Annotated in this window: 21 protein-coding genes; 17 read left to right on the top strand and 4 right to left on the bottom strand. The window is 65.6% G+C overall.

Features of this window, described 5'->3' with window-relative positions; translation table 11 throughout:
• The first annotated feature begins 82 nt into the window (after window positions 1-82).
• Together AC3WLY_RS14815 and AC3WLY_RS14810 are read left to right on the top strand one after the other, a co-directional pair.
• The gene (locus AC3WLY_RS14815; RefSeq protein WP_425130674.1) at window positions 83-1204 is read left to right on the top strand and encodes a Fic family protein; all 1122 of its coding nucleotides are present in this window, start codon (window positions 83-85) and stop codon (window positions 1202-1204) included.
• 296 nt (window positions 1205-1500) lie between these two features.
• On the top strand, window positions 1501-2571 hold the full coding sequence (locus AC3WLY_RS14810; protein WP_492308660.1) for a lysozyme inhibitor LprI family protein: 1071 nt from the start codon (window positions 1501-1503) through the stop codon (window positions 2569-2571).
• 34 nt (window positions 2572-2605) lie between these two features.
• On the opposite strand, the gene AC3WLY_RS14805 is transcribed toward AC3WLY_RS14810, so the two are convergent.
• Window positions 2606-3691, bottom strand: a complete 1086-nt coding sequence (locus tag AC3WLY_RS14805; RefSeq protein ID WP_492308661.1) for a LacI family DNA-binding transcriptional regulator — start codon at window positions 3689-3691, stop codon at window positions 2606-2608.
• Window positions 3692-3932: 241 nt separating this feature from the next.
• Between AC3WLY_RS14805 and rbsK the strand changes: the two genes are divergently transcribed.
• The 4 genes from rbsK to AC3WLY_RS14785 all read left to right on the top strand — a co-directional run bounded on the left by rbsK (window position 3933) and on the right by AC3WLY_RS14785 (window position 8351).
• A complete protein-coding gene (gene rbsK, locus AC3WLY_RS14800) occupies window positions 3933-4859 on the top strand; it encodes a ribokinase (protein ID WP_492308662.1) in 927 nt (308 codons plus the stop codon).
• A gap of 60 nt (window positions 4860-4919) precedes the next feature.
• Window positions 4920-6239 (top strand): MFS transporter, encoded by a 1320-nt coding sequence (locus tag AC3WLY_RS14795; protein ID WP_492308663.1) that lies wholly within the window; start codon window positions 4920-4922, stop codon window positions 6237-6239.
• Between the two features lie 42 nt (window positions 6240-6281).
• Window positions 6282-7229 carry a dihydrodipicolinate synthase family protein gene (locus tag AC3WLY_RS14790; protein ID WP_204420979.1) on the top strand — a complete coding sequence of 316 codons (948 nt, stop codon included), beginning with the start codon at window positions 6282-6284 and terminating at the stop codon, window positions 7227-7229.
• A gap of 474 nt (window positions 7230-7703) precedes the next feature.
• The gene (locus AC3WLY_RS14785) at window positions 7704-8351 is read left to right on the top strand and encodes a hypothetical protein (RefSeq protein ID WP_492308664.1); all 648 of its coding nucleotides are present in this window, start codon (window positions 7704-7706) and stop codon (window positions 8349-8351) included.
• Between the two features lie 68 nt (window positions 8352-8419).
• On the opposite strand, the gene fliD is transcribed toward AC3WLY_RS14785, so the two are convergent.
• Window positions 8420-9931, bottom strand: coding sequence for a flagellar filament capping protein FliD (fliD, locus tag AC3WLY_RS14780; RefSeq protein WP_492308665.1), 1512 nt, complete (start codon window positions 9929-9931; stop codon window positions 8420-8422).
• Window positions 9932-11009: 1078 nt separating this feature from the next.
• Between fliD and AC3WLY_RS14775 the strand changes: the two genes are divergently transcribed.
• The 9 genes from AC3WLY_RS14775 to AC3WLY_RS14735 all read left to right on the top strand — a co-directional run bounded on the left by AC3WLY_RS14775 (window position 11010) and on the right by AC3WLY_RS14735 (window position 22138).
• Complete coding sequence (locus tag AC3WLY_RS14775) at window positions 11010-11423, top strand: DoxX family protein (RefSeq protein ID WP_175963915.1); 414 nt, start codon at window positions 11010-11012, stop codon at window positions 11421-11423.
• A gap of 251 nt (window positions 11424-11674) precedes the next feature.
• On the top strand, window positions 11675-12640 hold the full coding sequence (locus AC3WLY_RS14770) for a dTDP-4-dehydrorhamnose reductase family protein (RefSeq protein ID WP_492308666.1): 966 nt from the start codon (window positions 11675-11677) through the stop codon (window positions 12638-12640).
• Between the two features lie 399 nt (window positions 12641-13039).
• The gene (locus AC3WLY_RS14765) at window positions 13040-14389 is read left to right on the top strand and encodes a reverse transcriptase family protein (protein WP_492308667.1); all 1350 of its coding nucleotides are present in this window, start codon (window positions 13040-13042) and stop codon (window positions 14387-14389) included.
• Window positions 14390-14612: 223 nt separating this feature from the next.
• Window positions 14613-15527 (top strand): LysR substrate-binding domain-containing protein, encoded by a 915-nt coding sequence (locus AC3WLY_RS14760; protein ID WP_175963913.1) that lies wholly within the window; start codon window positions 14613-14615, stop codon window positions 15525-15527.
• A gap of 180 nt (window positions 15528-15707) precedes the next feature.
• Window positions 15708-16997 (top strand): dicarboxylate/amino acid:cation symporter, encoded by a 1290-nt coding sequence (locus AC3WLY_RS14755; protein ID WP_175963912.1) that lies wholly within the window; start codon window positions 15708-15710, stop codon window positions 16995-16997.
• Window positions 16994-18493 carry a cysteate racemase gene (gene cuyB, locus AC3WLY_RS14750; protein ID WP_492308668.1) on the top strand — a complete coding sequence of 500 codons (1500 nt, stop codon included), beginning with the start codon at window positions 16994-16996 and terminating at the stop codon, window positions 18491-18493. Before AC3WLY_RS14755 ends, cuyB begins: the two co-directional genes overlap by 4 nt.
• A 1029-nt stretch (window positions 18494-19522) precedes the next feature.
• The gene (locus tag AC3WLY_RS14745; protein WP_072440422.1) at window positions 19523-19852 is read left to right on the top strand and encodes an H-NS histone family protein; all 330 of its coding nucleotides are present in this window, start codon (window positions 19523-19525) and stop codon (window positions 19850-19852) included.
• 336 nt (window positions 19853-20188) lie between these two features.
• Complete coding sequence (locus AC3WLY_RS14740; RefSeq protein ID WP_072440423.1) at window positions 20189-21436, top strand: MFS transporter; 1248 nt, start codon at window positions 20189-20191, stop codon at window positions 21434-21436.
• Between the two features lie 78 nt (window positions 21437-21514).
• On the top strand, window positions 21515-22138 hold the full coding sequence (locus AC3WLY_RS14735) for an SLOG cluster 4 domain-containing protein (RefSeq protein ID WP_492308669.1): 624 nt from the start codon (window positions 21515-21517) through the stop codon (window positions 22136-22138).
• A gap of 3 nt (window positions 22139-22141) precedes the next feature.
• On the opposite strand, the gene AC3WLY_RS14730 is transcribed toward AC3WLY_RS14735, so the two are convergent.
• A complete protein-coding gene (locus AC3WLY_RS14730) occupies window positions 22142-23122 on the bottom strand; it encodes a bifunctional helix-turn-helix transcriptional regulator/GNAT family N-acetyltransferase (protein ID WP_492308670.1) in 981 nt (326 codons plus the stop codon).
• 335 nt (window positions 23123-23457) lie between these two features.
• Here AC3WLY_RS14730 and AC3WLY_RS14725 point away from each other — a divergent pair, with 335 nt between their 5' ends.
• Window positions 23458-23832: a sugar ABC transporter ATPase gene (locus tag AC3WLY_RS14725; RefSeq protein WP_492308671.1), complete on the top strand. Its 375-nt coding sequence runs from the start codon at window positions 23458-23460 to the stop codon at window positions 23830-23832.
• A gap of 207 nt (window positions 23833-24039) precedes the next feature.
• On the opposite strand, the gene AC3WLY_RS14720 is transcribed toward AC3WLY_RS14725, so the two are convergent.
• The gene (locus AC3WLY_RS14720) at window positions 24040-25188 is read right to left on the bottom strand and encodes an AraC family transcriptional regulator (RefSeq protein WP_425130641.1); all 1149 of its coding nucleotides are present in this window, start codon (window positions 25186-25188) and stop codon (window positions 24040-24042) included.
• A 252-nt stretch (window positions 25189-25440) separates the two neighbouring features.
• Between AC3WLY_RS14720 and AC3WLY_RS14715 the strand changes: the two genes are divergently transcribed.
• Window positions 25441-26832, top strand: a complete 1392-nt coding sequence (locus AC3WLY_RS14715; protein ID WP_492308672.1) for an APC family permease — start codon at window positions 25441-25443, stop codon at window positions 26830-26832.
• The last annotated feature ends 10 nt before the right edge of the window (window positions 26833-26842 follow it).

Raw genomic sequence — 26842 nt, 5'->3', positions numbered from 1 at the left:
CGGTGAATAGCGGCGTTATTCTCCGCAGAAATTGCGGAGAATATTGAGCCATGCGGTGAATCGGTGGGATAATCTCCGCATCATGAGCGGAGATTACACCTTCATCTGGGAGGCGGCCGACTGGCCCGCGTGGCGCTTCGACCTCCCGGCACTTGCCACCTCACTCGCCGACGTCAGCCGTGCGCAAGGCATGCTGGCTGGGCGGCTGGCGGATATCGGCCTGGCGCTGCGCGATGAGGCCAGCCTGGTCGCGCTGACGGAGGACGTCGTCAAGACCAGCGCCATCGAGGGCGAAAACCTGAGCGTCGCATCGGTCCGATCGTCGATTGCACGCCGGCTCGGGGTCGATATCGGCGCACTGGCGCCGGTCGATCGCCACGTCGAGGGCGTGGTCGACATGGTGCTGGATGCGACGACCCATTCGGCGACGCCGGTCACCGAAAGCCGTCTGTTCGGATGGCATGCAGCCCTTTTCCCGACCGGCTATTCCGGGATGTCGCGGATCGCGGTCGGCGCATGGCGTACGGATGCGAGCGGGCCGATGCAGGTCGTGTCCGGGCCGATCGGTCGACAGCGCGTGCATTTCGAAGCACCGCCCGCCGCGCGTCTTGCGAACGAGGTCGGGCGCTTTCTCGCGTGGCTCAATGCCGCGCCGGTCGAGCCTTTACTGATCCGGGCCGGCCTGGCCCATCTGTGGTTCGTCACGCTTCACCCGTTCGACGACGGCAACGGCCGTATCGCGCGAGCGCTCGGGGATCTGGTCCTGGCGCGCGCCGATCGGAGTCCGCAGCGCTTCTATAGCCTGTCGGCGCAAATCCAGCGCGAGCGTAACGCGTATTACGACGTGCTGGAGCGTACGCAGCGCGGTTCGCTCGACGTCACCGAATGGCTCGCGTGGTTTTTGAATGCGCTCGGCAGGGCCGTCGATCACGCTCACACGACGCTCGACGCGGTCCTGGTCAAGGCGCGCTTCTGGCAGCGATGTGCGGGCTTCGTGATGAACGAGCGTCAGGTCAAGGTCATGAATCGCTTGCTCGACGGCTTCGAAGGGAAGTTGACGACCACCAAGTGGGCGGCTCTCGCAAAGTGTTCGCAAGACACGGCGCTGCGCGACATCACGGAACTCGTCGAGCACGGTGTGCTGCTTCGCTCGTCGTCCGGCGGGCGGAGTACGAGTTACGAGCTGGTTCCGTTCGACGGCTGACGGCTGCTCGCACCGTAACCGGCTTCGACGTTGGATGTCGCGCAGGCGCCGCCTACCGCACCCGCGCACGAACGCGATGGCGTTGGGGTTCATCGGGATCATCGATGCTGTCGTGCAATGCAGCGTGGCCGCCGGAACGGTTGCGCCGACATCGAACGTCGATTGATCGGCGTCGCGCATTCGGGTTACGCTGCGGCGGGCGACGGCATGCGTCGCATGCCGGGCCGGGCGTTTTACCTTGAATGTCGCGTGCAGGTAGCTTCTACAGGCGCGCGACCCAGCGACGAGCCAAGCCGATGACCATCCAGAACCTATCGAACGCGCGCAGGCAAGCCGCGATTCCCGCATGTGATACGCGGCACATGCGCGTGCGATCCATCGCGGCGGCCGCGCTGCTGACGCTGTTGCCGATCGCCGCGCATGCGGCCGGATTCGACTGCGCGAAGGCCGCGTCGCCGACCGAGAAGACGATCTGCGCGGACGCCGCGCTGTCGAAGCTCGACGGCGACCTTGCAGCGGCATGGAAGAAGGCGCTCGCGAAAGGCGGGGATACGGCCGCGCTGAAGGCCGCGCAGTTGAAGTGGCTCAAGCAGCGCGACCAGTGCGGCACCGAGGCGCCGTGCCTCGGCGACCGCTATCGCGAACGGCTCGCGAGCCTGAACGGCACGCCGCTTGCCGCGGACCGCTGGCAGCAGACGTGGTACCTGGCGAGCGACAACCCGTCGTTCGGCGGCGTGCTGACGTTGACCGGCACCGCACCTCGGCTGCATTTCGAACTGGGCGCCAACAACGGCGCGAATACCGGCGGGCTCGACGGCGACATCGTGCTGCACGGCGACAGCGGCACCTACCGCAAGGACACATGCCGGCTCGATTTCGACCGGAAGGGTGGGCGCATCCGCGTCACGCAACAGGGTGGGGATTTCGATTGCGGCGCCGGCGCGGGCGTCGTCTACGCGGGCGACTACGTGACCGCGTCACAGTTCCAGGCCAAACCGCAGGCCGACCTGCTGAGCCTCAAGGTCGTGACCGACGCGACGCAGAACGCGACCGCGCACAAGCTGCTTGGCGCCGACTACCCGACGCTCGTCGACCTGGTCAATGACAGCGCCGACGAAAAGGATCTCGACGGGCTGAATGCGCGCGTGAAGTCGTATTGGGTGCGCGGTATCGCGACGACGAACGCGGCGATCGTGATGAGCCGCGGTACCGATCTGTGGATCGGGCTGCTCGTGTTCGATGCGCAGAACAAGGTCCGGATGCGTTATTACTCGAACGCGCAGGCGTGGAAGAAAACCGTGCCGAAGACCATCCAGGCGTGGCACGACAATCTCGACAGGACGCTGCCGATCGACGTGATGCAGTGAGCGCGCGGGGCGGCCGGAGCCGCTCGACGCGTCTTCATTCTTTGCGCGATGCGCGTGCCCGCGCCGGCGGCGCGGCCGATTCCCGTATGCGCAATTCGGGCATGACGGCTCGACCGGGTCCCGTAACGCCGTGCTCGAGCGCGTCGAGCAACGCGTGCGCGGCCTGCCGTCCGATCGCATCGGTATCGACCCACATCGTCGTCAGCGGCGGCCTGATCTCGCGCGCGAGCGCGATGTCGTCGAACCCGGTGATCGACAATTGCGCGGGCACGTCGATGCCGAGCGCCTGCGCCTCGAGCAACGCGCCGAGCGCGAGCGCGTCGTTGCCGCAGATCACGGCCGTCGGCCGCGTCGCCGCGTCGCTGCCGGCGATCGCGCGCAGGCTCGCCCGCCCGAACGCGATCGTGGCCGCGCCTTCGTGCTGATGCACGGGGCGCACCGCGAGCCCGTGCGCGGCAAGCGTGTCGTGAATGCCGCGCAGGCGAGCCTGCACACGGTCGTTGTCGGCCGACGGCTGCATGATGATCGCGAAATCGCGGTGCCCGAGGTCGAGCAGGTGCGTGGTGAGCCGCGCGAACGCCGCGCGGTTGTCGAAGCCGATGCAGCAGTGCGGGCTGTCGTCGCGATAGGCGTACGTGACGACGTACGGCACGCCGTGCATCGCAAGCAGTTCGAACAATTCCGGCGGATACGCTTCGCCGACCAGCGAGACGGCTTCGACGCCGCGCGACAGCATCGCGCGCACCTGCGCCAGCGCCTGCGCGGGATCGTAGTTCGAGCAGCCCAGAAACAGCGTGATGCCGTGCTCGGCCATGACCGTCTGCATGCCCGCGACCTGCGACGCGAACACCTGGTCGTCGAGCGTCGGAATGATCGCGCCGGTGATGTGGGTGCGCGTGGACGCGAGCGCACGGCCGGCCGCATTCGGAATCCAGTTCAGTGCGCGCGCCGCGTCGCGCACGCGCTGCTGCACGTCGGCCGACACCTTGCCGGGATCGTTGTACACGCGCGAGACGGTCGCGGTCGACACGCCGGCCAGCTTCGCGACGTCACCGAGCACCGAGCGGCCGCTGCCGCGGCGCGCACGCGACGCGCCGCCGCGGGACGGGGGCGTGCTCATCGGCCGTCTCCCTGCGTGGCGGTGTTGCCGACGCCGCGCGCTGTCAAAAGCGTCATTGTTTACCCTCGATTCATGGTGGTCCCGCTTGCATCCCGATTCGATCCTGTGAGAATGTAAGCGCTATCTTGATGGTGCTCCGTATTATGTCAGACACATATTCCACCCGCATCGCGGAATTTTCATCGACGACGGCCTTCCCGGCCGTTTTGTCCATCTCAAATGTAAGCGATTACATCGAGAAATGAACAGCACCCGTTCACCGCATATCGCTGTCGTCGGCAGCGTGAACATCGACCTCGTCACGCGTGCGCCGCGCCTGCCGGTGCCGGGCGAGACGCTGCTCGGCACTGAATTCCAGACCGTTCACGGCGGCAAGGGGGCGAACCAGGCGGTCGCGGCCGCGCGTCTGGGTGCGTCGGTCGCGATGATCGGCTGCGTCGGCGACGACGCGTTCGGTGCGCGCCTGCACGGCGCGCTGGCGGCTGAACGGATCGACGTGACGCACCTGCATCGCATCGGCGGCGCGTCGACCGGTGTTGCCGCGATCACGGTCGCCGACGGCGGCGCGAACAGCATCGTCGTCGTGCCCGGCGCGAATGCGTGCCTCGACGCCGGCCGGATCGACGCGGCGCGCGAAACGATCGCCGGGGCGGCGCTGCTGGTATGCCAGCTCGAAGTGCCGATCGCGACCGTGGCGCACGCGATTGCCTGTGCGAGCGCGCGCCACACGCCGGTGCTGCTCAATCCCGCGCCTGCGCAGCCGCTGTTCGACGCGTTGCTGGCGCGAGTCGACTACCTCGTCGTCAACGAAACCGAAGCCGAGTCGCTGACCGGCATCGCCGTCGGCGACGATGCGTCGGCCGTGCGCGCCGCCGATGCGCTGTGCGCGAAGGGCGTCGGCAACGTGCTGGTCACGCTCGGCGCGCGCGGCGTGTGCTGGCGCGGCAGTGCAGGGAACGGCCGCCATCGTGCGATGTCGGTGACGGCCGTCGATACGACCGCGGCCGGCGACACGTTCGTCGGCGGGTTCGCGGCCGCCCGCGCAGGCGGCGCGTCGATGGACGACGCGATCGGCTTCGGTCAGCGTGCGGCCGCGATCAGCGTCACGCGCTATGGCGCGCAGACCTCGATCCCGACGCGCGAGGAAGTGACACGTATGGATACCTGAATTCCGCAAGCGACGGAATGGCTGGAACCGGCCGATACCCGAGACATGGAGACACACGTAATGAGCGAACACCAGACTGTTCCGCACGCGCCGCCGCGTATCCGGCGCGGGCAACGCATCGCGCTCGCGCTGTTGATGGCGAGCGGGATCGTCAATTATCTCGATCGCGGCACGCTGGCTGTCGCGAGCTCGGCGATCCGGGGCGATCTCGGCTTGTCGCTCGCGCAGATGGGGCTGCTGCTGTCGGCGTTCTCGTGGAGCTATGCGCTGTGCCAGTTTCCGGTCGGCGGGCTCGTCGACCGTATCGGTCCGCGCCGGCTGCTCGGCATCGGGCTGATCGTCTGGTCGTTCGCGCAGGCGGCCGGCGGCATCGTGTCCACCTTCGGCTGGTTCATCGTCGCGCGCATCGTGCTCGGCATCGGCGAGGCGCCGCAGTTCCCGTCGGCCGCGCGGGTGGTGAGCAACTGGTTTCCGCTGCGTGCGCGCGGCACGCCGACCGGAATCTTCAACGCCGCGTCGCCGCTCGGCACCGCGCTCGCGCCGTTGCTGCTGTCGATCCTCGTCGCAGCGTTCGACTGGCGCTGGGCGTTCATTGCGACGGGCGCAGCGGGTCTTGTCGTCGCCGTCGTCTGGTTTGCGCTGTACCGCGATCCGGTGCGCGCGCAACTGACGGTGGACGAGCGCAGCTATCTCGATGCCGATGCGCAGAGCGTCGTCGCGGCGCCGAAACTGACTTTCGGCGAATGGCGCAGCCTGTTCTCGCACGGCACGACCTGGGGGATGCTGATCGGTTTTTTCGGTTCCGTGTACCTGAACTGGGTCTACCTGACCTGGCTGCCCGGGTACCTGACGATGGAGCGGCACATGAGCCTGATCCGCACCGGGTTTGCCGCGTCGGTGCCGTTCCTGTGCGGGTTCGTCGGCTCGCTGGTCGCCGGCTGGCTGTCGGACGTGGTCACGCGTCGCAGCCGTTCGCCGGTCGTGAGCCGGCGCAATGCGGTGGTGGTCGCGATGCTCGGGATGGTCGCGTTCACGATCCCGGCCGCGCTCGTGCAGAGCAACGCGGTCGCGCTCGCATGCATTTCGGTCGTGATCTTTCTCGCCAACGCGGCGTCGGCCTCTTCGTGGGCGCTCGCGACGGCGGCCGCGCCGCCGAGCCGTGTCGCGTCACTCGGCGCGATCCAGAATTTCGGCGGTTTCATCGGCGGCGCGCTTGCGCCGATCCTGACGGGCATCATTGCGCAGAAGTGGTCGTTCGTGCCTGCGCTGCTGACCGCCGCGGCGATCGCGTTCGCCGGTGCGATGGCTTACCTGCTGCTGGTGCGCAAGCCGATTCCCGAGCAGGCGGCGAATGCCGCGCACGGACCATTGCCGGCGTGAGCACGCAGCTTGTACACGCTTCACTGAAGGAAGGAGAAACAGATGCAACACCAGCAGCAGGCGAACGTGACCATCGAGGGGATCGTACCGGTGATGCTGACGCCGTTCGACGATGCCGGCGCGATCGACTACGCGGGGCTCGAGCGGCTCATCGAATGGTATCTGGCGCACGGCGCGGATGCGTTGTTCGCGGTCGCGCAATCGAGCGAGATGCAGTTCCTGAGTCTTGCCGAACGGGCGGAACTGGCGCGTTTCGTGGTCGAGCGGGTGGCCGGGCGCGTGCCCGTCGTCGCATCGGGGCACGTCAGCGACGATCTCGACGCGCAGGTCGCCGAACTGTGCGCGGCGGCCGAATCGGGTGCGCAGGGCGTCGTGCTCGTGACCAACCGGCTCGATCCGCAGCGCAAGGGCAGCGCCGCGCTGCTCGACCATCTTCACAGGCTGCTCGCGCGACTGCCGTCGGATCTGCCGCTCGGCCTGTACGAGTGTCCGGCGCCTTACCGGCGGCTTCTTTCGGATGACGAACTGCGCGCGTGCATCGACACGGGCCGGTTCGTGATGCTCAAGGACGTGAGCTGCGACCTCGAGACGGTGAAGCGGCGGGTCGCGCTCGCCGCGGGATCGCCGCTGAAGATCCTGAACGCGAACGCCGCGATTGCGTGGGACGCGATGAAGGCGGGGTCCGCGGGCTTCAACGGCGTGTTCACCAACTTCCATCCGGATCTCTACCGATGGTTGCGCACGCAAGGAGACGCGAACCCGGCGCTGGCCGACGAACTGTCGACGTTCCTGGTCGTGTCGGCGGTGTCGGAAGCGCTGGGCTACCCGGCGCTGGCGAAGATCTACCATCAGCGGATCGGCACCTTCGGGTCGATCAAATGCCGCGCGATCGATTACGACGTGCGCGAACGATTCTGGGCGCTCGATGCGGTGCTCGACAAGATCGTGGCCGGTACCGAGCATTTTCGCCGGCGGATCGCCGCGCAATAGCGGATGCGGCGCGCCGTGTGGTGCTGACGGCGTGCCTGTAACGTCCCGGATGGTATAAGCCCGGCGCCGTGTTCGTGCCGGGTGCGCAACGCAACGGAAACCATCGGGATTCCCGATTACATGGGTGGCGGCAATGCCGCCTGCCGCGACCACACCACCACGGTAGCCGGCCGGGACGGGCACGATGCCCGTTGTCACGAACGGCGGTACACCGCAGACACGCCGTCCGGCCTTCATCCACCGCATCACAAAATCGAACCGCCCGCGCTCCACGAGCGCGGCGCCGACGCGCGTCCCACTACTGCGCTGCGTACTGCTTCGGTGGCGTCCGGTGACCTGTCCGGCACGCTCCGTCACCGCACGACAAAAGCATACAAATCTGCTCAATCCGTCTATCGGTTCTTGTAATGGTTCGTAATATTATGCCTCGGAGCGTTTTTTACCGATGAACCGTTGAATCCGTATTCGCCTCCGATGCAACCAGTGACGACGACTAGCCAGCCACCGATCCTGACGGCGCCGGTAGATGCCAGGCTGCACGCCGTGATCGACGAGGTCGTCCATCGGAGCGTGTCGGAAGCGACGACGCGCAGCGGCTACATGCGGTGCGCCGACTACGCGATCGTCGGCGCGCAGGTGCTGACGCTGCTGACCGGCAAGGCTTACCGGCCGTTCGCGGGCGGCGAAGTGATGGATTTCGGCGACGGCAACCTGTACGCGCTGTGCACGACGCGCGAGCGGCGCCGTACCGCGCGGCATCTGTCGCACCTCGCGCGGTATCACTGCTGGATCGAAGCGCGCCACGACGATGTCGGCGGCCGCGTGCGCAAGGAGATCGTCGACTTCACGCTGCGCCACGACGAGACCGTCGCGAACAATCTGGGGATGCCGTTCGCCCGCGCGTACCAGGCGTATTTCTGGGGCTGGGAGGACGAGCACGCGGTGCCGGCGGCGTTGCACGATCATCCCGTATTCGCGAAGCAGGGCCCGGTCTGGCGCTGGGCCGAGCGCGAATGCACGACGTTGCTGCGCGCATACGAGCGCGAACGGCCAGGCTATTTCGGGCGTCAGGTGTCGCGTGCGATCGATTTGTTCGCCGACCGCGTCGAGGGGCTCGGCTGACGGCTCGACCCGCTCGAACCATTGATTGCGCGGGAACCGCTGAAGCGGTCACCGCGGAGCCCGGCCGTTCATCTTTTCGCCAGCGTGCCGTTGCTGTTTGCGCCGCCGAACAACCGCGTCAGGTACTGCGAGTTCGAGTTCATCCTGGCCATCAGCGTGTTGAGTGCCGTGAACTGCGCTTGATACTGCTTGGTCAATTGCGCAGCGTAGTCGGACAGATCGGACTGCTGCTGCGTGATGCGCTTCAGATCGGCGTTCAGTGCGGTCGTGCGCACGTCGATCATTCCGTTCTTCTTCGTAAATTGCGTGATCTGCTCGGTCAGGCGCGTGCCGATCCCGTTCGTCGGGTTGAACAGGCGCGCGACCGCCGTCGGGTTGGCGGACAGCGTGTCGCCGAGCTTCGCGCTGTCGACGCTCAGCGTGCCGTCCCGCTCGAGCTTGATGCCGATCGACAGCAGGTTCGCGTGCCCGCTGCCCTTCTCGGTGCCGCCGCTGTCGACGCCGCGCGCGACGCTCGATGCGAGCGAGTTGCGGATCGTGTTCAGTGTCGAATCGCCGATCAGCGCGCCTTGTGCGTTCGCGCCTTCCGTGTAGCTCGTCAGCGCGCCCATCGTCTTGACGACCGTGTTGTACAGGCTCACGAAATTCGTGATCGTCGCCGCCTGCGATTTCGTGTCGGTGCTGACCGTCAGCGTCTGCGTATCGGTCGCGCTGACCGCGGCCGCCGACAGGTTCAGCGTGATGCCCGTCAGCACACCCGACACCGCGTTGCTCGCGCTGGTCGACGCGATCCCGTTGATCGTGAACTTCGCATCCTGCGCGACCGCGCTTTGCCGCCACGCGGCCGCGCTGTTCGCCGATTCGATCTTCGACGCGCCGCCGGCCGTGTCGGCCGTCGACGTGACGCCGAGGCTCGACAGCCCGTTGTCGTTGGCCACGTTGCCGACCGCGACGCTGATCGCGTTCGCCGCGCCCGTCTTCGACGATGCGAGCACGAGGTGCGCGCCGTCGGTGCCGTTGATGACCGTCGCGCTGATCCCCGGGTTGTTCGACGCCGCGTTGATCGCGGCCGCGATGCCCGACAGCGTGTTGTTCGTGCTGCCGACCTCGACCTTGAACGACTGGCTGCCGAGCGACAGCGTCAGCGTGCCGGTGCCGAGTGCCTTGGTCCCGTTGAAACCGGCCGACGACAGCGCCTGCGCGGTCGCGATCTGCGTGACGCCGATCGTGTAGGTGCCGGCGACCGCGCCCGCACCCGCCGTCGCGGTCAGGCCCTTGCCGCTCGCGATGGCGTTGAACGTCGACTGCAGCCCGCCGTTCGTCAGCGATGTGAGGCCCGCCTGGAGCGCGCCCAGCGCCGACGACAGTGCGCCGAATGCGGAAATCCGCGTGCTGCCGGTCGCTTGCGACGCGGCAAGCGTCGCGGCACGGCCGGCCGTCTTCGCGTTCACCAGCGTCTTGACCAGCGTGCCGACGTCCATCGACGGATTGCCGGTCGAGCCGTTGATGATCGATTGCGCCGCCTGTTGCATCAGGCTGTTCGCGTTCGCGCTGTTATTCACGGGCGTGTTCGTTGGCATGGGTGGGCTCCGGTTGAAAGGCGATCCTGCGACGAACGGCTGCCGAGTCCGCTCGCGGTGATCCGGGCGGCCTCGTCGCGATTCGCCTGCATGCTGCCTCCCGCGCGACGCATGCCGGGGTTCACGGGAGGCGTCGGGGAAACGTAAGAACGAATCGGTGCGCCATCGTATATTTAAACCGGTATTAATTGGTAATTTTTTGTAATGTTTGTTGAGAAAATTGTAGATGGTGGGTGGGCAGATGGATGCGGGATGGTGGCTTGCGATTTTTTATCGCAAACGCATGATTGCAATTGTATTTATTGGGGGATTTTTGCTGGAGTTCAAAACTTGCTGAAAGCGTGAATGTTTGATGAGGAATTTTTCGTTCATGCCGCTAAACGTCAGGCGGAGCGGCTGCGTGGAGCAGGCGCCATGCTTGGTCAGTATCGAGCCGCAAACCTTGTCAGGTAGGCGATATCACGCTACGTGAGATGTCGGGCCACGCGTACGTGAAACGTTTTCGGTTACCAATTTGCATTCCCGGTCCGTGTGTCTTTGATCGAAAAAAGATCACTAGCTGATTGTAAAGGCGATCGAATTGCTACGCCGAATCAATGGCGAATGAAGCACGCGTAGAACGTGTCGCCAATTAACTGTCGAGACGAGTTGTTGTGGCCGGCATGTGTCAATTGGCGCCGACAATATCAATTGAATAAGGCGGCCAGGAAGAAGGGGAACAGTTTTCCTGATCTGGAAACACGAGAACGGAGCGATTTGCGCGGGGCCGAGAGTCGTTTGCGCTGCCCCGTCATCCGCTGTGTAGCGGCCTTGTTGCGTCCGATTGTCTACTTAATTGAGACGGCGAATCGCTTTATGGAGGATTGATGATTCCTGGTGAGACAGTAGACTGCACTCGTGCTTCGCCAGAACCGATCCGGAGCGCGCCAGGAACGGCGCAACCGGACGGATTCTTCGGCGGCGGGCCGTCCGGTCCGCTGTCCGATTGCGCGAGGAGTGGTCCGTTGCCGACCTGGCGTGCCGATTCGGCGCGCATCGGCGCCGGATGCATCGAACCGTCAATTCAAGGGTGATTGCTATGCGTTACGTTTCGCTGGAGTCGAAGAAGGACGAGCTGCTGCTGGCGGCTCGCGTGCTGCTGATGATCCTGTTCATGCTGTTCGGCTGGCAGAAGCTGAACGGCTTCTCGGGCACGGTCGCATACATGGCGTCGACGGGGAACCCGGCGCCGGAGCTGGCGGCCGTGATCGCGGTGGCGGTCGAACTGGCCGGCGGCCTGCTGATCGCGATCGGCTTCTATACGCGTCCGCTCGCGCTGGTGTTCGCCGCCTATACGCTCGCGACCGCGCTGATCGGCCATCGCTACTGGGCGCTGCAGGGCATGGACCAGTACATGGCGATGATCAACTTCTACAAGAACGTCAGCATCATCGGCGGGTTGCTGTTGCTCGCGCTGACCGGGCCGGGGCGGTATTCGATCGACCGGAAGTAAAGCGGCGCGAAGTTTCAGTGCAGTGTGGCAGGCCCGGTGCGCGCAAGTGTGCCGGGCTTTGTCTTTGGGGTGGCGGGCGAATCACCGGTGGCTCCGGAGATTGCGTGCGCCGGGTGGCGATTCCGCATGGTACGGTTCGAGGGTCGTTGGTCGTTGATCGGTTGCGCACCTTTTCCGCTATCCTCCGGACGACCGCAGCTCGAACGCCGAACGCGACCTCGCGCCTCCCTACGTCACCCGAATCGCCGCCCATGCCAAGCCCAACTTCGTCGACCGAACTCCCGACCATCCTCGTCATCGGCGCCTCCGGCCTGCTCGGCCGCGCGGTTGCCGCGTCGCTGGCCCGCGAATCGTCGCTGACGCTGCTCGCGACCATCCGGAACCCGCAAAGCGCAGGCGCAAAATTTCTCGCGCTGCCCCCGGAAAACATCGCCCGACTCGACGCGCTCGACCAGCCGGCCCTCGAACACCTGTTCGAAACCCGCAAACCGGCCGCCGTCATCCTCTGCGCAGCCGAACGCCGCCCCGACGTCTGCGAACGCGACCCGGCCGCCGCGCGCGCCATCAACGTCACAGCGCCGGCCCGCATCGGCGCGCTCGCCGCGCGATATGGCGCATGGACGCTGGGCATCTCCACCGACTACGTATTCGACGGCAAGGCGGCCCCGTACCGTGAAGACGCCACGCCGAACCCGCTGAACATCTACGGCCGCACGAAGCTGGAAGGCGAAGCTGCGCTCCTCGCCGCATCGCCGCTGTCGTGCGTGCTGCGCCTGCCGTTGCTTTACGGCCCGGTCGCCGACTGGAGCGAATCGGCCGTCACGAGCCTCGTCCCCGCGATCGTCGCTTCCGCGCGCCCGGGTGCCGACGCGGTCGGCATGGATGCATGGGCGATCCGCTATCCGACCTACACGCCGGACGTCGCGCAAGTCATCCGCGACCTGACGCTGCGTCATCTCGCGGGCGCGGCCATCACGGGTATCCGTCATTGGTCGGGCGAGGAGCCGATGACGAAGTACGACATCGCGCAGCGGATCGCGGCAGCGCTAGGCATCGACGCATCGCTCGCGCCGATCGAGCAGCCGACCGATGCGACGCCGCGCCCGTACGACTGCCATCTGGACGCGTCGCGCGTGCGCGAACTCGGGATCGATTACGCGACGCCGTTCGATATCGCGTTGCGCACGGTGCTGCGCGATGCGCCGCGGGTGCCGTAGGATCGGGCGCCATCCGAGGCCTGCGGCGCACGCCCGACGCTGGCCTGCCGATTCGCTGCAGGGCGAATCGCAAACACCGCGCAGCACCTCACCGCGCATCCAGGCGCCAAGCCATGCAACTGAAATGGCTCGAAGACTTCGTCGAATTCGCGCGCGCAGCGGCGGCGCGGGTCTGCCCGCCGGGTTTGACATCCCGCCTTCCCGGCCTTTAAAGTCCCGACGCGGGGCGGTGGGTCAAGCACACGCCCGGAACAGGCAGCCGATGTTCCAGGACTACGGGGCTACCCCGTGGATCAGATCGACACCCCGATGCGTCGCAAGGGGATCCGTTGCGCGTCGCGCAACGCAGCCCCTCGCAGTACCGGTCACGTTGACTCATCGTCCCGCCCATCTCTGGCCATGCACTCATTCCTGCGCGAAACCGTCCGCGTGATTGCCGAAGCGATGCTGGCCGGTTCGCCCGAACGCGGCGGCATCGTTGCCCGGATGGCGGCCGTGCTCGGCGATGCGCCGCCGTGGGCGCACGAAACCGCGGATGCCGCGCTCGCGCGCTTCGGCTCGAAGTGGGCCGACGCCGACATCGATGCGCTTGCGGCGGACCTGGCCGATGCGCCAGGATTCGTGCGCGCGTGGTACGGCGACGACCGCCCGGCCGTGATCCGCGTCGTGCGGCGGCCGCCGGTCCAGCGGCCGTTGCCGGCGCCGCTTGCCGGCTGCGACGTGCCGCAATGGGCGACGCCCGGCGATCTCGCCGGCTGGCTCGGCGTGAGCGTGCCGGAACTCGACTGGCTGTCCGACCACTGGCGCGTCGACGCACGCGGCGGCACGACGCCGCTGCATCACTACACGTACGTTGCGATCGACAAGCGCAGCGGCGGGTGCCGCGTGGTCGAGATCCCGAAGGGACGGCTGCGCGAAGCGCAGCGCCGCATCCTGCACGGGCTGCTCGATCGCATTGCGCCGCACGGCGCGGTACACGGCTTTCGCAAGGGGCACGGGATCGTGTCGTTTGCGGCGCCGCACGCGGATCGCGACGTCGTCGTCCGTTTCGATCTCGCGGATTTCTTCGTGTCGGTGCGCGCCGCGCGGGTCCATGCGCTGTTCGTCGCACTCGGGTATCCGGCCGAAGTCGCGCGCACGCTCACCGGGCTGTGCACCAACCGCGTGCCGTCGGCGCGGCTGCTCGCGCCGGACCTGCGCGACCGGCTCGACTGGATCGGCCGTCAGCGCTACCGCAACCGGCATCTGCCGCAGGGCGCGCCGACGTCGCCGGCGCTGGCGAACCTGGGCGCATTCCGGTTCGACATGCGGCTCGCCGCGCTCGCGCGTTCGCTCGATGCGACCTACACGCGCTATGCCGACGATCTCGCGTTTTCGGGCGGCGGCACGCTCGCGCGCGAAGTCGAGCGGCTGCAGGTCAGGGTTGCCGCGATCGCGCTCGAGGAGGGCTTCGCGCTGCAACTGCGCAAGACCCGCGTAATGCGGCGCGGCACGCGGCAGCAACTGGCCGGCGTGGTCGTCAATCGTCATCCGAATCTGGCGCGCGATGAGTTCGATCTCCTGAAGGCCATCCTGACCAACTGCATCCGGCGCGGACCGGCGTCGCAGAATCGCGACGCACACCCGGATTTTCGCGCGCATCTCGCCGGACGCGTCGCGCATGCGGCAGCGCTGAACGCTGCGCGCGGCGCGAAGCTGCGCGCGCTGTTCGACCGGATCGCGTGGGATGCTGACGGCGTCGGCCGGTAAGGCGTCCTGGCAGGCGTCGGCTTCGGCCGGCAAACGGCACGTCGTCATCCGCATCACTCAGCGGGGCCTCGCAACGTTGAACGGAACCTGAACGCATCGATGGCCGAGCGCACCGGTGCTGCCCGGCCCGATGACATCCGCGTCCTGCGACGTTATCGGGAAAGGGGGCGGGCGTAGAATCCATCGATCTCGCGGAAGCGATCGCGTTGTCACAGGACCCGATATGGAAATCAAGTGGATTGAGGACTTCATCGCCCTCTCGCAGTATCAGAGCTTCTCGCGGGCGGCGCAATTTCGGAACGTCACCCAGTCGGGGTTCAGCAGGCGCATTCAGTCGCTCGAGCAGTGGGTTGGCGCGGATCTCATCGACCGCAGCAGCTTCCCCCCGACGCTGACGCCTGCCGGACAACTGTTTCGGGAAGCAGCGGTAGACATACTGGGAAAGCTGTTTGATACGCGAGCCATCATTCGCAATGACCAACGCATGGCGGGTAAGGGCTTGCGGATTGCGGCAGGTCATACGATCGCGCTAGGCTTCTTGCCCGGCTGGTTGAAAGCGCTCACTGGCCGTTTTGGGGATGTACGTGCCCGGGTGATCCCCACCAATGTCCACGACTCGATCCTGATGCTCGTGAACGGCAACTGTGAGCTGATGTTTGCCTATCATCACCCGGAGCTTCCCCTCCATCTCGACCCGACCAGGTACGAGCATCTCGCCGTTGGCGTCGATGTACTGATGCCTGTCTGCCGGCCAAATCCGCGTGGTGCGCCCGCATTCCGGTTGCCAGGAACGGCGACCCATGCGTTGCCGTTGATTTCGTATACGGAAACCAGCTATTTCGGCCGCTGCCTCGCACTCCTGTTGAGTCGAGTCGATACGAGCCCGGCCTTGCGACTGCATTACGAGTCCGACATGGCGGAGGTTGTCAAGAAACTGGTGCTGGAAGGCGAAGGCGTCGCGTGGCTTCCGAAGAGTTCGATCGTCGCCGAGCTCGACGCGAGCGAACTGGTTCCGGCGGGGCGGGACGCATGGAATCTCGAAATCGAACTTCGCGTCTACCGCGATGCATCGAATCGCAATGAGTTTTTGGACACGCTTTGGCGCCATCTTCGTGCCGCATCGCCGGTCGCCGATTAGGGGTTATCCCGCGTTATGTGAGGTTCGCATATCCCCATGCAGGACCCGCATCGAGCTTCTTTTTATCGTCTCTATCATCCGTCCCATACACAGAAGCGTCGCCCGCTGACGACGTTTTTGCCTCCTGCCAGCGTACAGCGGTCACGTCGGATCTTGTGCGCGTTCCTCGGACTGATGGAAATGAAAAATCGCCTGACTTTATATATTGTGGCTGGCATGGTGCTCGGCGTCGTCGTCGGTTACGTGTGCCATCGGAGTGTCGCCGGTGCTGCAGAAGCCAAGATAATCGCAGGGTACTTCTCGATCATCACGGATATCTTCCTGCGCCTTGTGAAGATGATTATCGCGCCGCTCGTCTTCGCCACTCTGGTGTCCGGGCTCGCCGGCATGGAAGGAACGAGCGACGTGCGCAGAATCGGGTTCAGGTCGGTGGGATGGTTCGTGTGTGCGTCGCTTTTCTCGCTCGCGCTTGGCCTCGTCCTTGCGAATGCGCTGCAGCCCGGCGCGGGGCTGCATATGACGCAGACCAGTTCCGATGTGGCAACCGGTCTCAACACCGCGGGCCTGAATTTCAAGGACTTCGTCACGCATGCGTTTCCTTCCAGCATCATCGATGCGATGGCTCGAAATGACATCCTGCAAATCCTCGTCTTTTCTGTCCTGTTCGGCATCGTTCTGAGTGCCATCAAAAAGGACCCGCGTGTCACACCGCTGATCGCCGGCATCGATGCGCTCGTCCCTGCAATGCTGAAGCTCACCGACTTTGTGATGCGGCTCGCTCCCGTCGGTGTATTCGGCGCCCTCGCATCCGCGATCACGGTGAACGGCCTGGATGTGCTGACCACGTACGGCAAGCTCGTTGGCAGCTTCTACCTAGGCCTCGTCCTGCTGTGGGTCGCCCTCGTCGCCGTCGGTCACGTCTTTTTGGGAAAACCGATCTGGAAGTTGCTGCGAGCTGTCCGTGAACCCGCGATGCTCGCCTTTTCGACCGCGAGCAGCGAAGCCGCTTATCCGCGTCTGACCGAGAAGCTTGAGGCGTTCGGTATCGACAAGAAGGTCGTCGGTTTTACGTTGCCGCTCGGCTACGCGTTCAATCTCGACGGATCGATGATGTACCAGGCGTTTGCCGCGATTTTTATCGCGCAGGCATTCGGCATCGACATGCCGATCGGCACGCAAATCATGATGTTGCTCGTCCTGATGTTGAGCAGCAAGGGAATGGCCGGCGTCGCAAGAGGTTCCGTGGTGGTGGTCGCCGCAGTTGCACCGATGTTTCATCTGCCGCCGTCCGGCGTGGTGCTGATTCTCGCCATCGATCAGATTCTCGATATGGGGCGAACTGCCACGAACGTGATTGGCAACAGTATCTCGACGGCCGTCATTGCCAAGTGGGAGTTGAAGCGGCTCGCCGGGCAGAACGATGCAGAGAACAGCGTTGCATTGGGCCAATTGCAGGGCGAAGCGAAATGATCGGCGCAAGCGTGCTGAGCGGGAAAAAGTTCGGCGTGGTGGGCGGCCTGGGCCCACTGGCAAGCGCGGATGTCTTTTTCAAGCTCGTCAAATCGACGCCTGCATCGAGCGATGCGGAACACGTCGACGTCATTTTCGAGCAGCATCCCTTTCGAGGGGCGGCCAGTGGTGGCGAAGCGACGACTCAACGGAAGCTGTACATTTTCGACATGATCCGCGGCTTCGAGAAGCGCGGCGTGACGACCGTGGTGCTCCCGTGCTTCATCAGTCACACGTTTATCGATGAGCTGAAGGCCAACTCGCCGTTGCAGATCGTCGATATGGTGGAAGCCGTTCGCAGCCATGTTCGAAGGAAGTTTCCGGCTGCCCGGCGAATCGGCGTGTTGACCTCGGATTACTCCCGTCGAAAAGGGCTCTTTGAAAAATATTTCGCGGCGCCGGAATTCGAGGTTATTTACCCCCGCCCACGTGACGGTATCGATCTCGTCACCGAAGCTGTCTACGGCGCCGACGGCGTCAAGAGCGGCAACCTGTGTGGCCGGCCTGTCGCGCTGCTGCGCGACGCGTGCGAGGACCTCATCGAGCAAGGCGCAAATATCATTGTGCCGGGCCTGACGGAAATTGCGCTCGTGGCAGAGGAAATGGGTCCGTTTCGCGTGCCGTTGGTCGATTCGAATCTTGCGTATGCGCAGTACGTGATAGCGGGCAATTACGGCTTGCCCGAATCCATTTTCAAAGTGGGCGTAGTCGGTGGCGTCGGGCCGGCGGCGACGGTGGACTTCATGCAGAAGATCGTACGCAACACGCCGGCCAATCGCGACCAGGACCATATCAGGCTTCTGATCGAACAGAATCCCCAGATTCCCGACCGCACGGAAAACCTTGTCGGTGACGGACCCGACCCGACCATTTCGCTTTACGCGACCTGCAAGAAGCTCGAGTCGGGCGACGCGGACATCATCGCCATTCCATGTAATACCGCCCATGCATTTGTCGAACGCATTCAACCGTATCTGGGCATCCCGATCGTCAATATGCTGACCGTTACGGTTCGCCATCTCCGGGAGAGGTTTCCGCTGATTTCCTGTGTTGGCGTGCTGGCAACCTCGGGGACGATCGCAAGCGGCGTCTACGAGAAAGCCCTGGCATCGGAGGGGTTGCGGCAAATCGTGCCCGGCGCGGAATTGCAGGCCCGGGTGATGGAGGCGATCTACGGCATGGAAGGGGCGAAAGCGGGATTTACCGCCGGACGTTGCGTCGACGATATCTCCGCCGCCGTTGACGGGCTCATTGCGGAAGGCGTCGAAGTCATCGTATTGGGATGTACCGAATTGCCGCTGTTACTGCCGCAGAGCAGCTTCGTGGGAAGGACGGGCACACGCGTCAGTCTTGTCGATCCGACCGATGTTCTTGCACGGCAATGCGTCGCCCTGGCGACCGCGGCAGCTGAGCGGCCGGTTACCCGGTCAGCAGGCCGACCCGATCAGTCTCGCTGACTGACGCGGCATACACAACGGACGTAGGGTAGGGATGTCCGGCGGTCGTATTGGACAGCCACTGGGTCAATCGACCTTCGCCGAACATATCGAATGGAACGTGGACCCGGCATAAAAGTAGTACTGCGTAATGAAATTGACAGGCGACGTCATCGCGGCATCTTTTAAAATGCGAGGTAGTCTTGTGCCTGGTTTTAAGCCCAGGCAAATCGTGAAAAGCATCGAAGTTCTGTCCAAGCGGCCGGGACGCGTATCTGTGCGTCTTGGGAGTAATGAAACTGTAAGGTTGAGTTCGTAGGCGAAGCGGGTTGCCCGGGGTGATTCTTGCCCCGATTTACTGGCTTCGAGGCACCGAAATATCGCAACTTTTGTTCAATCCATATGTGAGCCCGCAGATTTTCTGATGGATGATCATATAGTCGATTGATTATAAGGAAAATATTCTTTTGGCCACCTTGTGCTTTATTTCGTGCCGTTTGGCCAAACCATGCTTTTTCGCATCAAGGACAAACCGCCGGCAGCCTTGGCCTGACGGATAGGTCATGCGTTATTTTCAGGATACTTCGTGCTTGACGGCACAACGTCGCAGAGCCGCGTCGCACATACGGCCGCGCCGAACGCGACGCGCGCTGTTCGACCGGATCGCGTGGGACGCCCGCGGCGTCGACCGGTAAGCCGCCGGGCCGGCGTTGACCTCGGCCGGCAAACGTCGCGCCGGTCAGGCTCCGGCCTGCAACTCCTGCAACGCGATGCCGAGCACTGCTATCATTCGCGCCATGCCGCGCCCGTGCCATGATGCGGCGCATAACTTGCCGCAGCCGTTCGCCGTGCATTCGCATGCGGCGTGCCGCGCGTTGCCGGCCCGTTCCGTGTCTGTTTTTGACGCGCGACGTCGTTTAGTGCGCGTCGCGCAAACCATGCCGGCTCGGGCAGACGATTCACCAATATGACAGCACCGATCGGCGGAACTTCGTGGTAGGTTCGGCCATCGGAGTTTTTTGCAAAAACATGCCCAAAGAGGATGAATACATGACCCAGGCCCTGCAGGAACTCGAAGCACAACTTCGGGACCTGAACATCAAGCTGTCGGACGCAAAGCAGAAGGAGAAGCAGGCCGCGCTCGCGGCCTTCAAGGAACAGGTCGAGCTTTTGGGAATCACGCAGCAGGAAGTGCTGAGCGCGCTCGGCTATATCGTCCAGCGAAAACGCAAGGCGCCTGCCAAGTACTACGATCCGACGACCGGCCGCTCGTGGTCGGGCCGCGGCCCGCGGCCGAAATGGCTCGAAGGCAAGGATCTCGACATGCTCGTCGTCGACCGCGAGGCCAAGACCTGGTGGCCCGGGGACGATCAGGGCTGAAGCCCGCCGCGGCGCCGTCCGGTTCGCGCACGCTGGCCGGCCGGCACCACCCGGCCAGCACGATGTCTTTCGTTCGGTGTCCGGCCTGATCGCGACATCGCCGGCCTCGCCGCCGACACCGGATCGCCGCTTTCCCGTTCATTGCCCGCCGATTCCCGCTCTCCGTCCCGGAAAGCGGGCGCGCGGCGCATCCTGAATCGTCGCCGACCATGCGCGCATGACGGACGGGAGCGGGGGGGGACGCGCGCCCGCACCGCCGCGCATCGGCACGTTCGCCGGCCCGTCATGCGCGGGCACAGGCCTTAGAATGTCGCCGGACTTTCGTGGCAGGACACCATGGCAGCAAACATCAAATCCCCGGCGCTCGACGGCTCGTCGGCCCCGCGCGCGGAGCAGGTCGGCCCCTACGCGTGGAAAGCGCTGGCCGGATCGGCGATCGGCTACGCGATGGACGGCTTCGACCTGCTGATCCTCGGCTTCATGCTGCCCGCGATCACGGCGGCGCTGCAACTGACGCCCGGGCAGGGCGGCGCGCTGGTCACGTGGACGCTGATCGGCGCCGTCGCGGGCGGCATCGTGTTCGGCGCGCTGAGCGACCGCTACGGGCGCGTGCGCGTGCTGACCTGGACGATCCTGCTGTTCGCGGTCTTTACCGGCCTGTGCGCGTTCGCGCGCGGCTTCTCGGATCTGCTCGTCTACCGCACCATCGCGGGCATCGGGCTGGGCGGCGAGTTCGGGATCGGCATGGCGCTCGCGGCCGAAGCATGGCCGGCGAGCAAGCGTGCACGCGTGTCGTGTTACGTCGCGCTCGGCTGGCAGGCCGGCGTGCTGCTGGCCGCGCTGTTGACGCCGTTCCTGCTGCTCCACATCGGCTGGCGCGGCATGTTCGTGGTCGGCGTGCTGCCCGCGCTGCTCGCGTGGGTCATGCGCAACAAGCTGCACGAGCCGGAAGCGTTCGTGCAGCGCGCGGCGCAGCCGAAGTCCAACGCGTTCCGCATGCTCGTCGCCAACGGCCGCACCGCGCGCACGAGCCTCGGCATCGTGATCCTGTGTTCGGTCCAGAACTTCGGCTACTACGGGATCATGATCTGGCTGCCGACCTTCCTGTCGAAGCAGATGGGCTTCTCGCTGACGAAGTCGGGGCTGTGGACGGCCGCAACCGTCGTCGGGATGATGATCGGCGTCTGGGTGTTCGGGCAACTGGCCGACCGGATCGGGCGCAAGCCGACGTTCCTGCTGTACCAGCTCGGCTCGGTCGCGACGGTCATCGCGTATGCGCGGCTGTCGGACCCGACGGCGATGCTGTGGGCCGGCGCGCTGATGGGGATGTTCGTCAACGGGATGGTCGGCGGCTACGGGACGCTGATGTCCGAAGGCTATCCGACGGCCGCACGCGCGACCGCGCAGAACGTGCTGTGGAATATCGGCCGCGCGGTCGGCGGCTTCGGGCCGGTCGCGGTCGGCGCACTGGCCGCGCACTACTCGTTCCAGACGGCCATCGCGTTGCTCGCCGGCCTCTATGTGCTCGACATGGTCGCGACGCTGTTCCTGATTCCCGAGCTCAAGGGCGTCGAGCTCGAATGAGCGCGGCGGGCGCGGGCCCGCTTGCGGTCGGAACCCGATGCGATCGCACACATCGCAACGACATCACCGGAAACCACGATGCAACCAAGGAACAAAACGATCGGCGTGATGGGCTCGGGCAAGGAACCGTGGCTCGCGTTTTCGGAACCGCTCGGCGCGTGGCTCGCGCAGGCCGGCTTCAACCTGCTGACGGGCGGCGGGCAGGGCGTGATGCTGGCGGTCGCGCGCGCGTTCGCCGGCGTGCCGGGGCGGGCCGGGCGATCGATCGGCATCCTGCCGACGCAGGCCGATCCGCTCGCGGGTTTCGTGCCGCTCGACGGCTATCCGCATCCGTTCGTCGACATCCCGATCCTCACGCCGCTGCCGCGCCGCGAGCCGGGCGCCGATCCGCGGACGATCAACCGCAACTACGTGAACGTGCTGAGCAGCGACCTGATCGTCGCGCTGCCGGGCGGGCACGGCACGGCCGAGGAGATTTCGCTCGCGCGGCGCTGGGGCAAGCCGCTCGTCTGCTTCGGGCCGGATGGCGCGTTTCGGGAGCTGGCTGCCGGCGCCGCATGCACGTCGTCGCTCGACGACGTGATCCGCTTCGTGGAAGACGCGTTTGCGCCGGAGCAGGTGCAGGTGCAGGTGGCGCATGCTCCGCGAAATGTTGGTGCGCTGGACGACGCCGTCGATCGACAGGCTGTCGATCCCGGTTGAACCTCAGCGGCCGGACGGTCCCGGCCGGCTGAAACGCTGCTCGACCACCTCGGCTCCCCATTGCGTGCCCGCGGATTCGCCGGTCAGCGTAAAGCCGAACGACTCGTACAGATGGCGCGCGGAATCGAGGCCCTTGAACGTCCACAGGCAGGTTTCGCGAAACCGCTGCTCGTCGACGAAGCGCATGGCTTGCGTCATCAGCTGGCGCCCGATGCCCGATCCGCGCAACGCGTCGTTCACGATGAACCATCGCAGATGCGCGACGCCGGTCGCCGGGTTGCCGTCGATCGCGAGCGACGCGAGCGTCCGCCCGTCCTCCTGGCAGAGCCAGAGCGCCTTGCCTTCGGCCGGCAACGCGCCCGCGAACTCGGCAAGCTCGGTCGCCACGCGTTTTTCGAAAAAGGCGCCGAATCCCCAGTGCTCCGAATAGAAGCGCGCGTGCAGGCTCGCGATATCGCCGATGCAGCCCGGCTGGTAGCCTTCGCGGATCTGCGGTGCGTCGGGTGCCGCGGCGGGCGACTGGGCGGCGTTGTCCTGCGCGAGCGCATCGGCATACAGCGCGAGCGAACGCAGCAGCGCCTGCTGGTCGGCCGGAACCATGCGGCGCAGCGCATTCGACACCTGGTCCGTCGCGAACTGGTCGATTTTTTTGCGGAGCTTTTTCCCTTCGGCGGTGAGGGTCAGCTCGGTCGCGCGCGCGTCCTCGCTCGACACGCGGCGCTCCACGATACCGGCGGCTTCGAGCCGCGCGAGTTGCCGGCTCGTGTTCGATTTGTCCAGGCGCAGGATGTTGCCGAGATCCCGGGCGTTGATGCCGGGCGCCATCCCGATCTCGAGGATCGCGTGAACGGCCGAAGGCGCCCAGTCGCTGTCGGCCAGCGTCGCGCGCATGAAGCCGAGCTCGCGAACCAGTTTGCGGGAGAAGTCGCGAAGCTCGAGGATGGTCGCGTCGCGAGGCTTGGCGGGAGCGTCGATGAGATCCATGGTCTGCCCGAAAAGGTTGCGTGTCGCAATCGATAATAGTTGCGGGTCGCAACTTGATCAAGGTGGCTTTTCGGCGAAGCGGTGGCCCCCTTTGGTCGCCGTCGGGGGAGCGGCGTTGAAGTCGATCGAGGAGCCCGAACGAGCCGGCAGTTGTGGGCCGTGAATGGTATCGGCGCGGATGGCGGAGTGTCGTGACGTGGATGCATACTCGACGCATCTGGTCGACCTGCGGGCAGGAGTGCCGACCGATCGTCGATCCGGTTGCGCGATCGCGGGCCATCATCCGGACATGATGCATCGTCGTCGATCCAGGTCCACGGACCACGGAGAGCACCATGAACAGGCTGTTGCCGATGACGATTGCGTTGCTTGCCGGATGCGGTATCAGCGCGGAAACGCTCCACGCTGCCGGCAGCATGGATGCGCCACCCTGTAGCGCGGCGCATGCGGCGGATCAGGACGGCAACGCCCCGATTTCGGGCACGTCGGTCCGCAGCTTTTCGACCGCCGGTTGCTCGGGCGCGGTGCTGCAGGGCGAACGGGCCATCGCGACGGTCGACGGCGACCGGGTCGAACTGCGGGACGGCACCGTCTATGTGAACGGCCGGTCGTACGGCGCCGTCACACCCGCGCAGACGGTCGAATACGAGGCCGCGCACGACAGGCGCATATTGAAGGTCGACGGGAAAGTCCGCACGCCGCAGCGCTGAGTGCCGATTCCGGCCCCGTCAGCCGCGACGGGTCACGTCGTCTTCGGATCGCTGACTTTCATTCCCGCGCGCACGTCCTGCTGGATGCCGTACTGCGCGAACGGATAGCGCAGCCCGTTCCGCGACAGCGCGTCCATCCCCGCAATCGCCTGTTCCAGTGCATCCGGCGCCGGCCCCTTCAACACGCCGGCAGGCGGCGCGCCGCGCTTATTCGAGCAGCGTCAGCCGGCCGTCGCTGAGCCGCACTTCGCGCCCGACCCATGCCGCGTCGACGTCCGGCTCGGCGCGCGGCGTCTTGCCGGTCCAGCGCCGGTACGCGTGACGGAAGCTGCGCGGCTCGCTGTAGCCGAGACGTTCCGCGATCGCCGCGACCGTCAGCGTGTGGTCGTCGAGCATCCGCACCGCTTCGTCGTGACGCACTTCGTCGAGCAGCGACTGAAACGTGATGCCGTCCTTGTCGAGCCGCCTGCGCAGCGTGCGCTCCGTCAAGTGCAGCGCATCCGCGAGCGACGTCATCGACTTGAAGCGCGGCAGGTCGCGCGCCATCAGTTCCTTCGCGCGATCGGCGAAGCGCGTGCCGACCGACGCGGCCCACTGACGTTCGAGCGCCTCGCACTGGTAGTGCAGCGCGTTGAAGCTGACTTCGTTCGCGAGGCGCGGCGTTTCCGTGCCGTTCACGGACGTGAACACGAGACGGTTGTTGCCCGCATTGAACGCGACCTTGCAGCCGAAGTGGCGCGTGTAGTCGGCCGCGTTGCGCGGCGTGCGGCGCGCGAGCTGCAGCTGCTCGGGCCAGACCGGCTTGCCGACGAGATCGGACACGATCAGGCGCAGGCTGGACAGGCACATGTCGACCTGAAACACCTCGAGATCGGGCTCGCCGTTGTAGCGGCCGATCGTCACGCTCATGCCTTCCGCGTGCGCATCGATACGCACATCGAAATACAGCCCCATGAACAGCGGAAACTGGCTCATGCACCGGAACGCCTGCATCACGGAGCCGCTGATCAGCATCGCGTAGCCGGCGAGGCCGAGCGTCGACACGTGCAGCCGCGCGCCGATCGACAGCCCGATCGACGGCACGCCGCTGCAGCGCAGCAGGTTGCGGAAACAGCGCTGCTCCTGGCCGCGATTCACGTGCAGGTTCGGCGACGCGACTTCGTCCGCGCCGAGCCCGGTGCCTTCGAGCAGCGCGGCGCCGTCGATGCGCCGCACGCGGCACTCGTCCAGCGCGACCGCGATCGCGTGGACGGTGGCGGGAATGTCTTCCTGGCGTCCGGCCGGACGCGCGAGGCCGAGCGACGAACGCAGGCTGCGCTCGGCCCTGCTCTGGTTTCGATGGGAGCGGCTGTCCATGGTGCGGATGCGGCGACGGGATCGCGTAGAACATAGCCGGAATGTCCGCAAAACGCCAGTGCGGCACAGCACCATTCATGACTGGCCGGCGCGACGCGCGGCGATGTGTCCGCAAATATCCCTCGATAACGTCCGCTTTTCTCATTCGTCGTCGATTTTTTGGCGCACCACACTCGTTTCCGAATCGTGCAATGCACGCGTTGCCGACGAAACGGGTGTTGACGTCATGAACGCAATTCACGTGAGGACAGCATGAACAACGACAGGCCAGGTCGGTCCGCATCGGTCGCTTCGACGAATGACCCGGAGCCGCGCGCGCATCGATGCGACGCAAACGGACGACGCAACGCGCATCCGCTCGGACTGTTCACGCTGGTGATCTTCGGCCTCGCGTACATGCTGCCGATGACGGTGTTCACGACCTACGGGATCGTCACGAGCGAGACGAACGGGCATCTGACGGCCGCGTATGCGGTCACGCTGGTCGCGATGCTGTTCACCGCGCGCAGCTACGGCCACATGGCGCGGCTGATGCCGAGCGCCGGGTCGGCCTATACGTTCGCGAGCCGCAACTTCGGCACGTCGGCCGGCTTCATGGTCGGCTGGGCGCTGCTGATGGACTACCTGTTCATCCCGATGATCAGCTACCTCGCGATCGGCATCTACATGAAGCAGCTATTCCCGGCCGTGCCGGCCAGCGTGTGGATCGTCGCGAGCATCGCGCTGGTCACCGGGCTGAACATCGTCGGCATCCGGCTCGTCAATCGCGTGAACCTGATCCTGATCGCGAGCCAGCTCGTGTTCATCGCGATCTTCGTCGTCGCATCGGCGCGGGTTGCGAGCGGCGAAGGACTGTCGATGGCCGTCGCGTTGCCGTCGTCGGGCGATGCGCGCGCGATCTTCGCCGGGTCCGCGATCCTGTGCCTGTCGTTTCTCGGCTTCGATGCGGTCACCACGCTGTCGGAGGAAACGCGCGAGCCGCGGCGCACGGTCCCGCGCGCGATCCTGCTCTGCACGCTCGCGAGCGGCCTGCTGTTCATGCTGATCGCATACATCGGGCAAGTGGTGTTTCCCGACTGGCACGCGTTCAAGGATCTCGATTCGGCCAGCCTCGACCTGATGCGGCGTATCGGCGGCGGCACGTTGTCGGCACTGTTCGTCGCGGTGTACGTGGCCGGCTGCTTCGCAAGCGCGATGGCCGGGCAGGCGAGCGTGACGCGCGTGCTGTTCGCGATGGGCCGCGACCGGGTGCTGCCCGAGCGCGTGTTCGGCCACCTGCATGCGCGGCTGCGCACGCCGGTGCGCGCGACGCTCGCGGTCGGCGTCGTGTCGCTGTCCGCGCTGTTCGTCACGCTCGATCTCGCGTCGACGATGATCAGCTTCGGCGCGCTCGTCGCATTCGCGATCGTGAACCTGTGCGTGATGCGCAGCTATCTGTGGTGGCCCGAGCACCGCCATGCCGCGGGCTGGATCGCGTTCGGCGCGATGCCGGCGATCGGCTTCGTGATGAACGTGTGGCTCTGGTCGGGGCTGTCGCGCCAGACGTTCTACGTCGGCATCGGCTGGCTCGCGCTCGGGCTCTGCCAGCTCGTGTGGCTGACGCGCGGCTTCACGCGCCCGGCGCCGACGCTGTCGATGAACTGAACGACCGGTC

Source organism: Burkholderia sp. FW306-1C-G01B (genome assembly GCF_058781685.1).
Note: the sequence above shows the minus strand (reverse complement) of the source record. Positions and strands in the feature narration are given on the sequence as shown.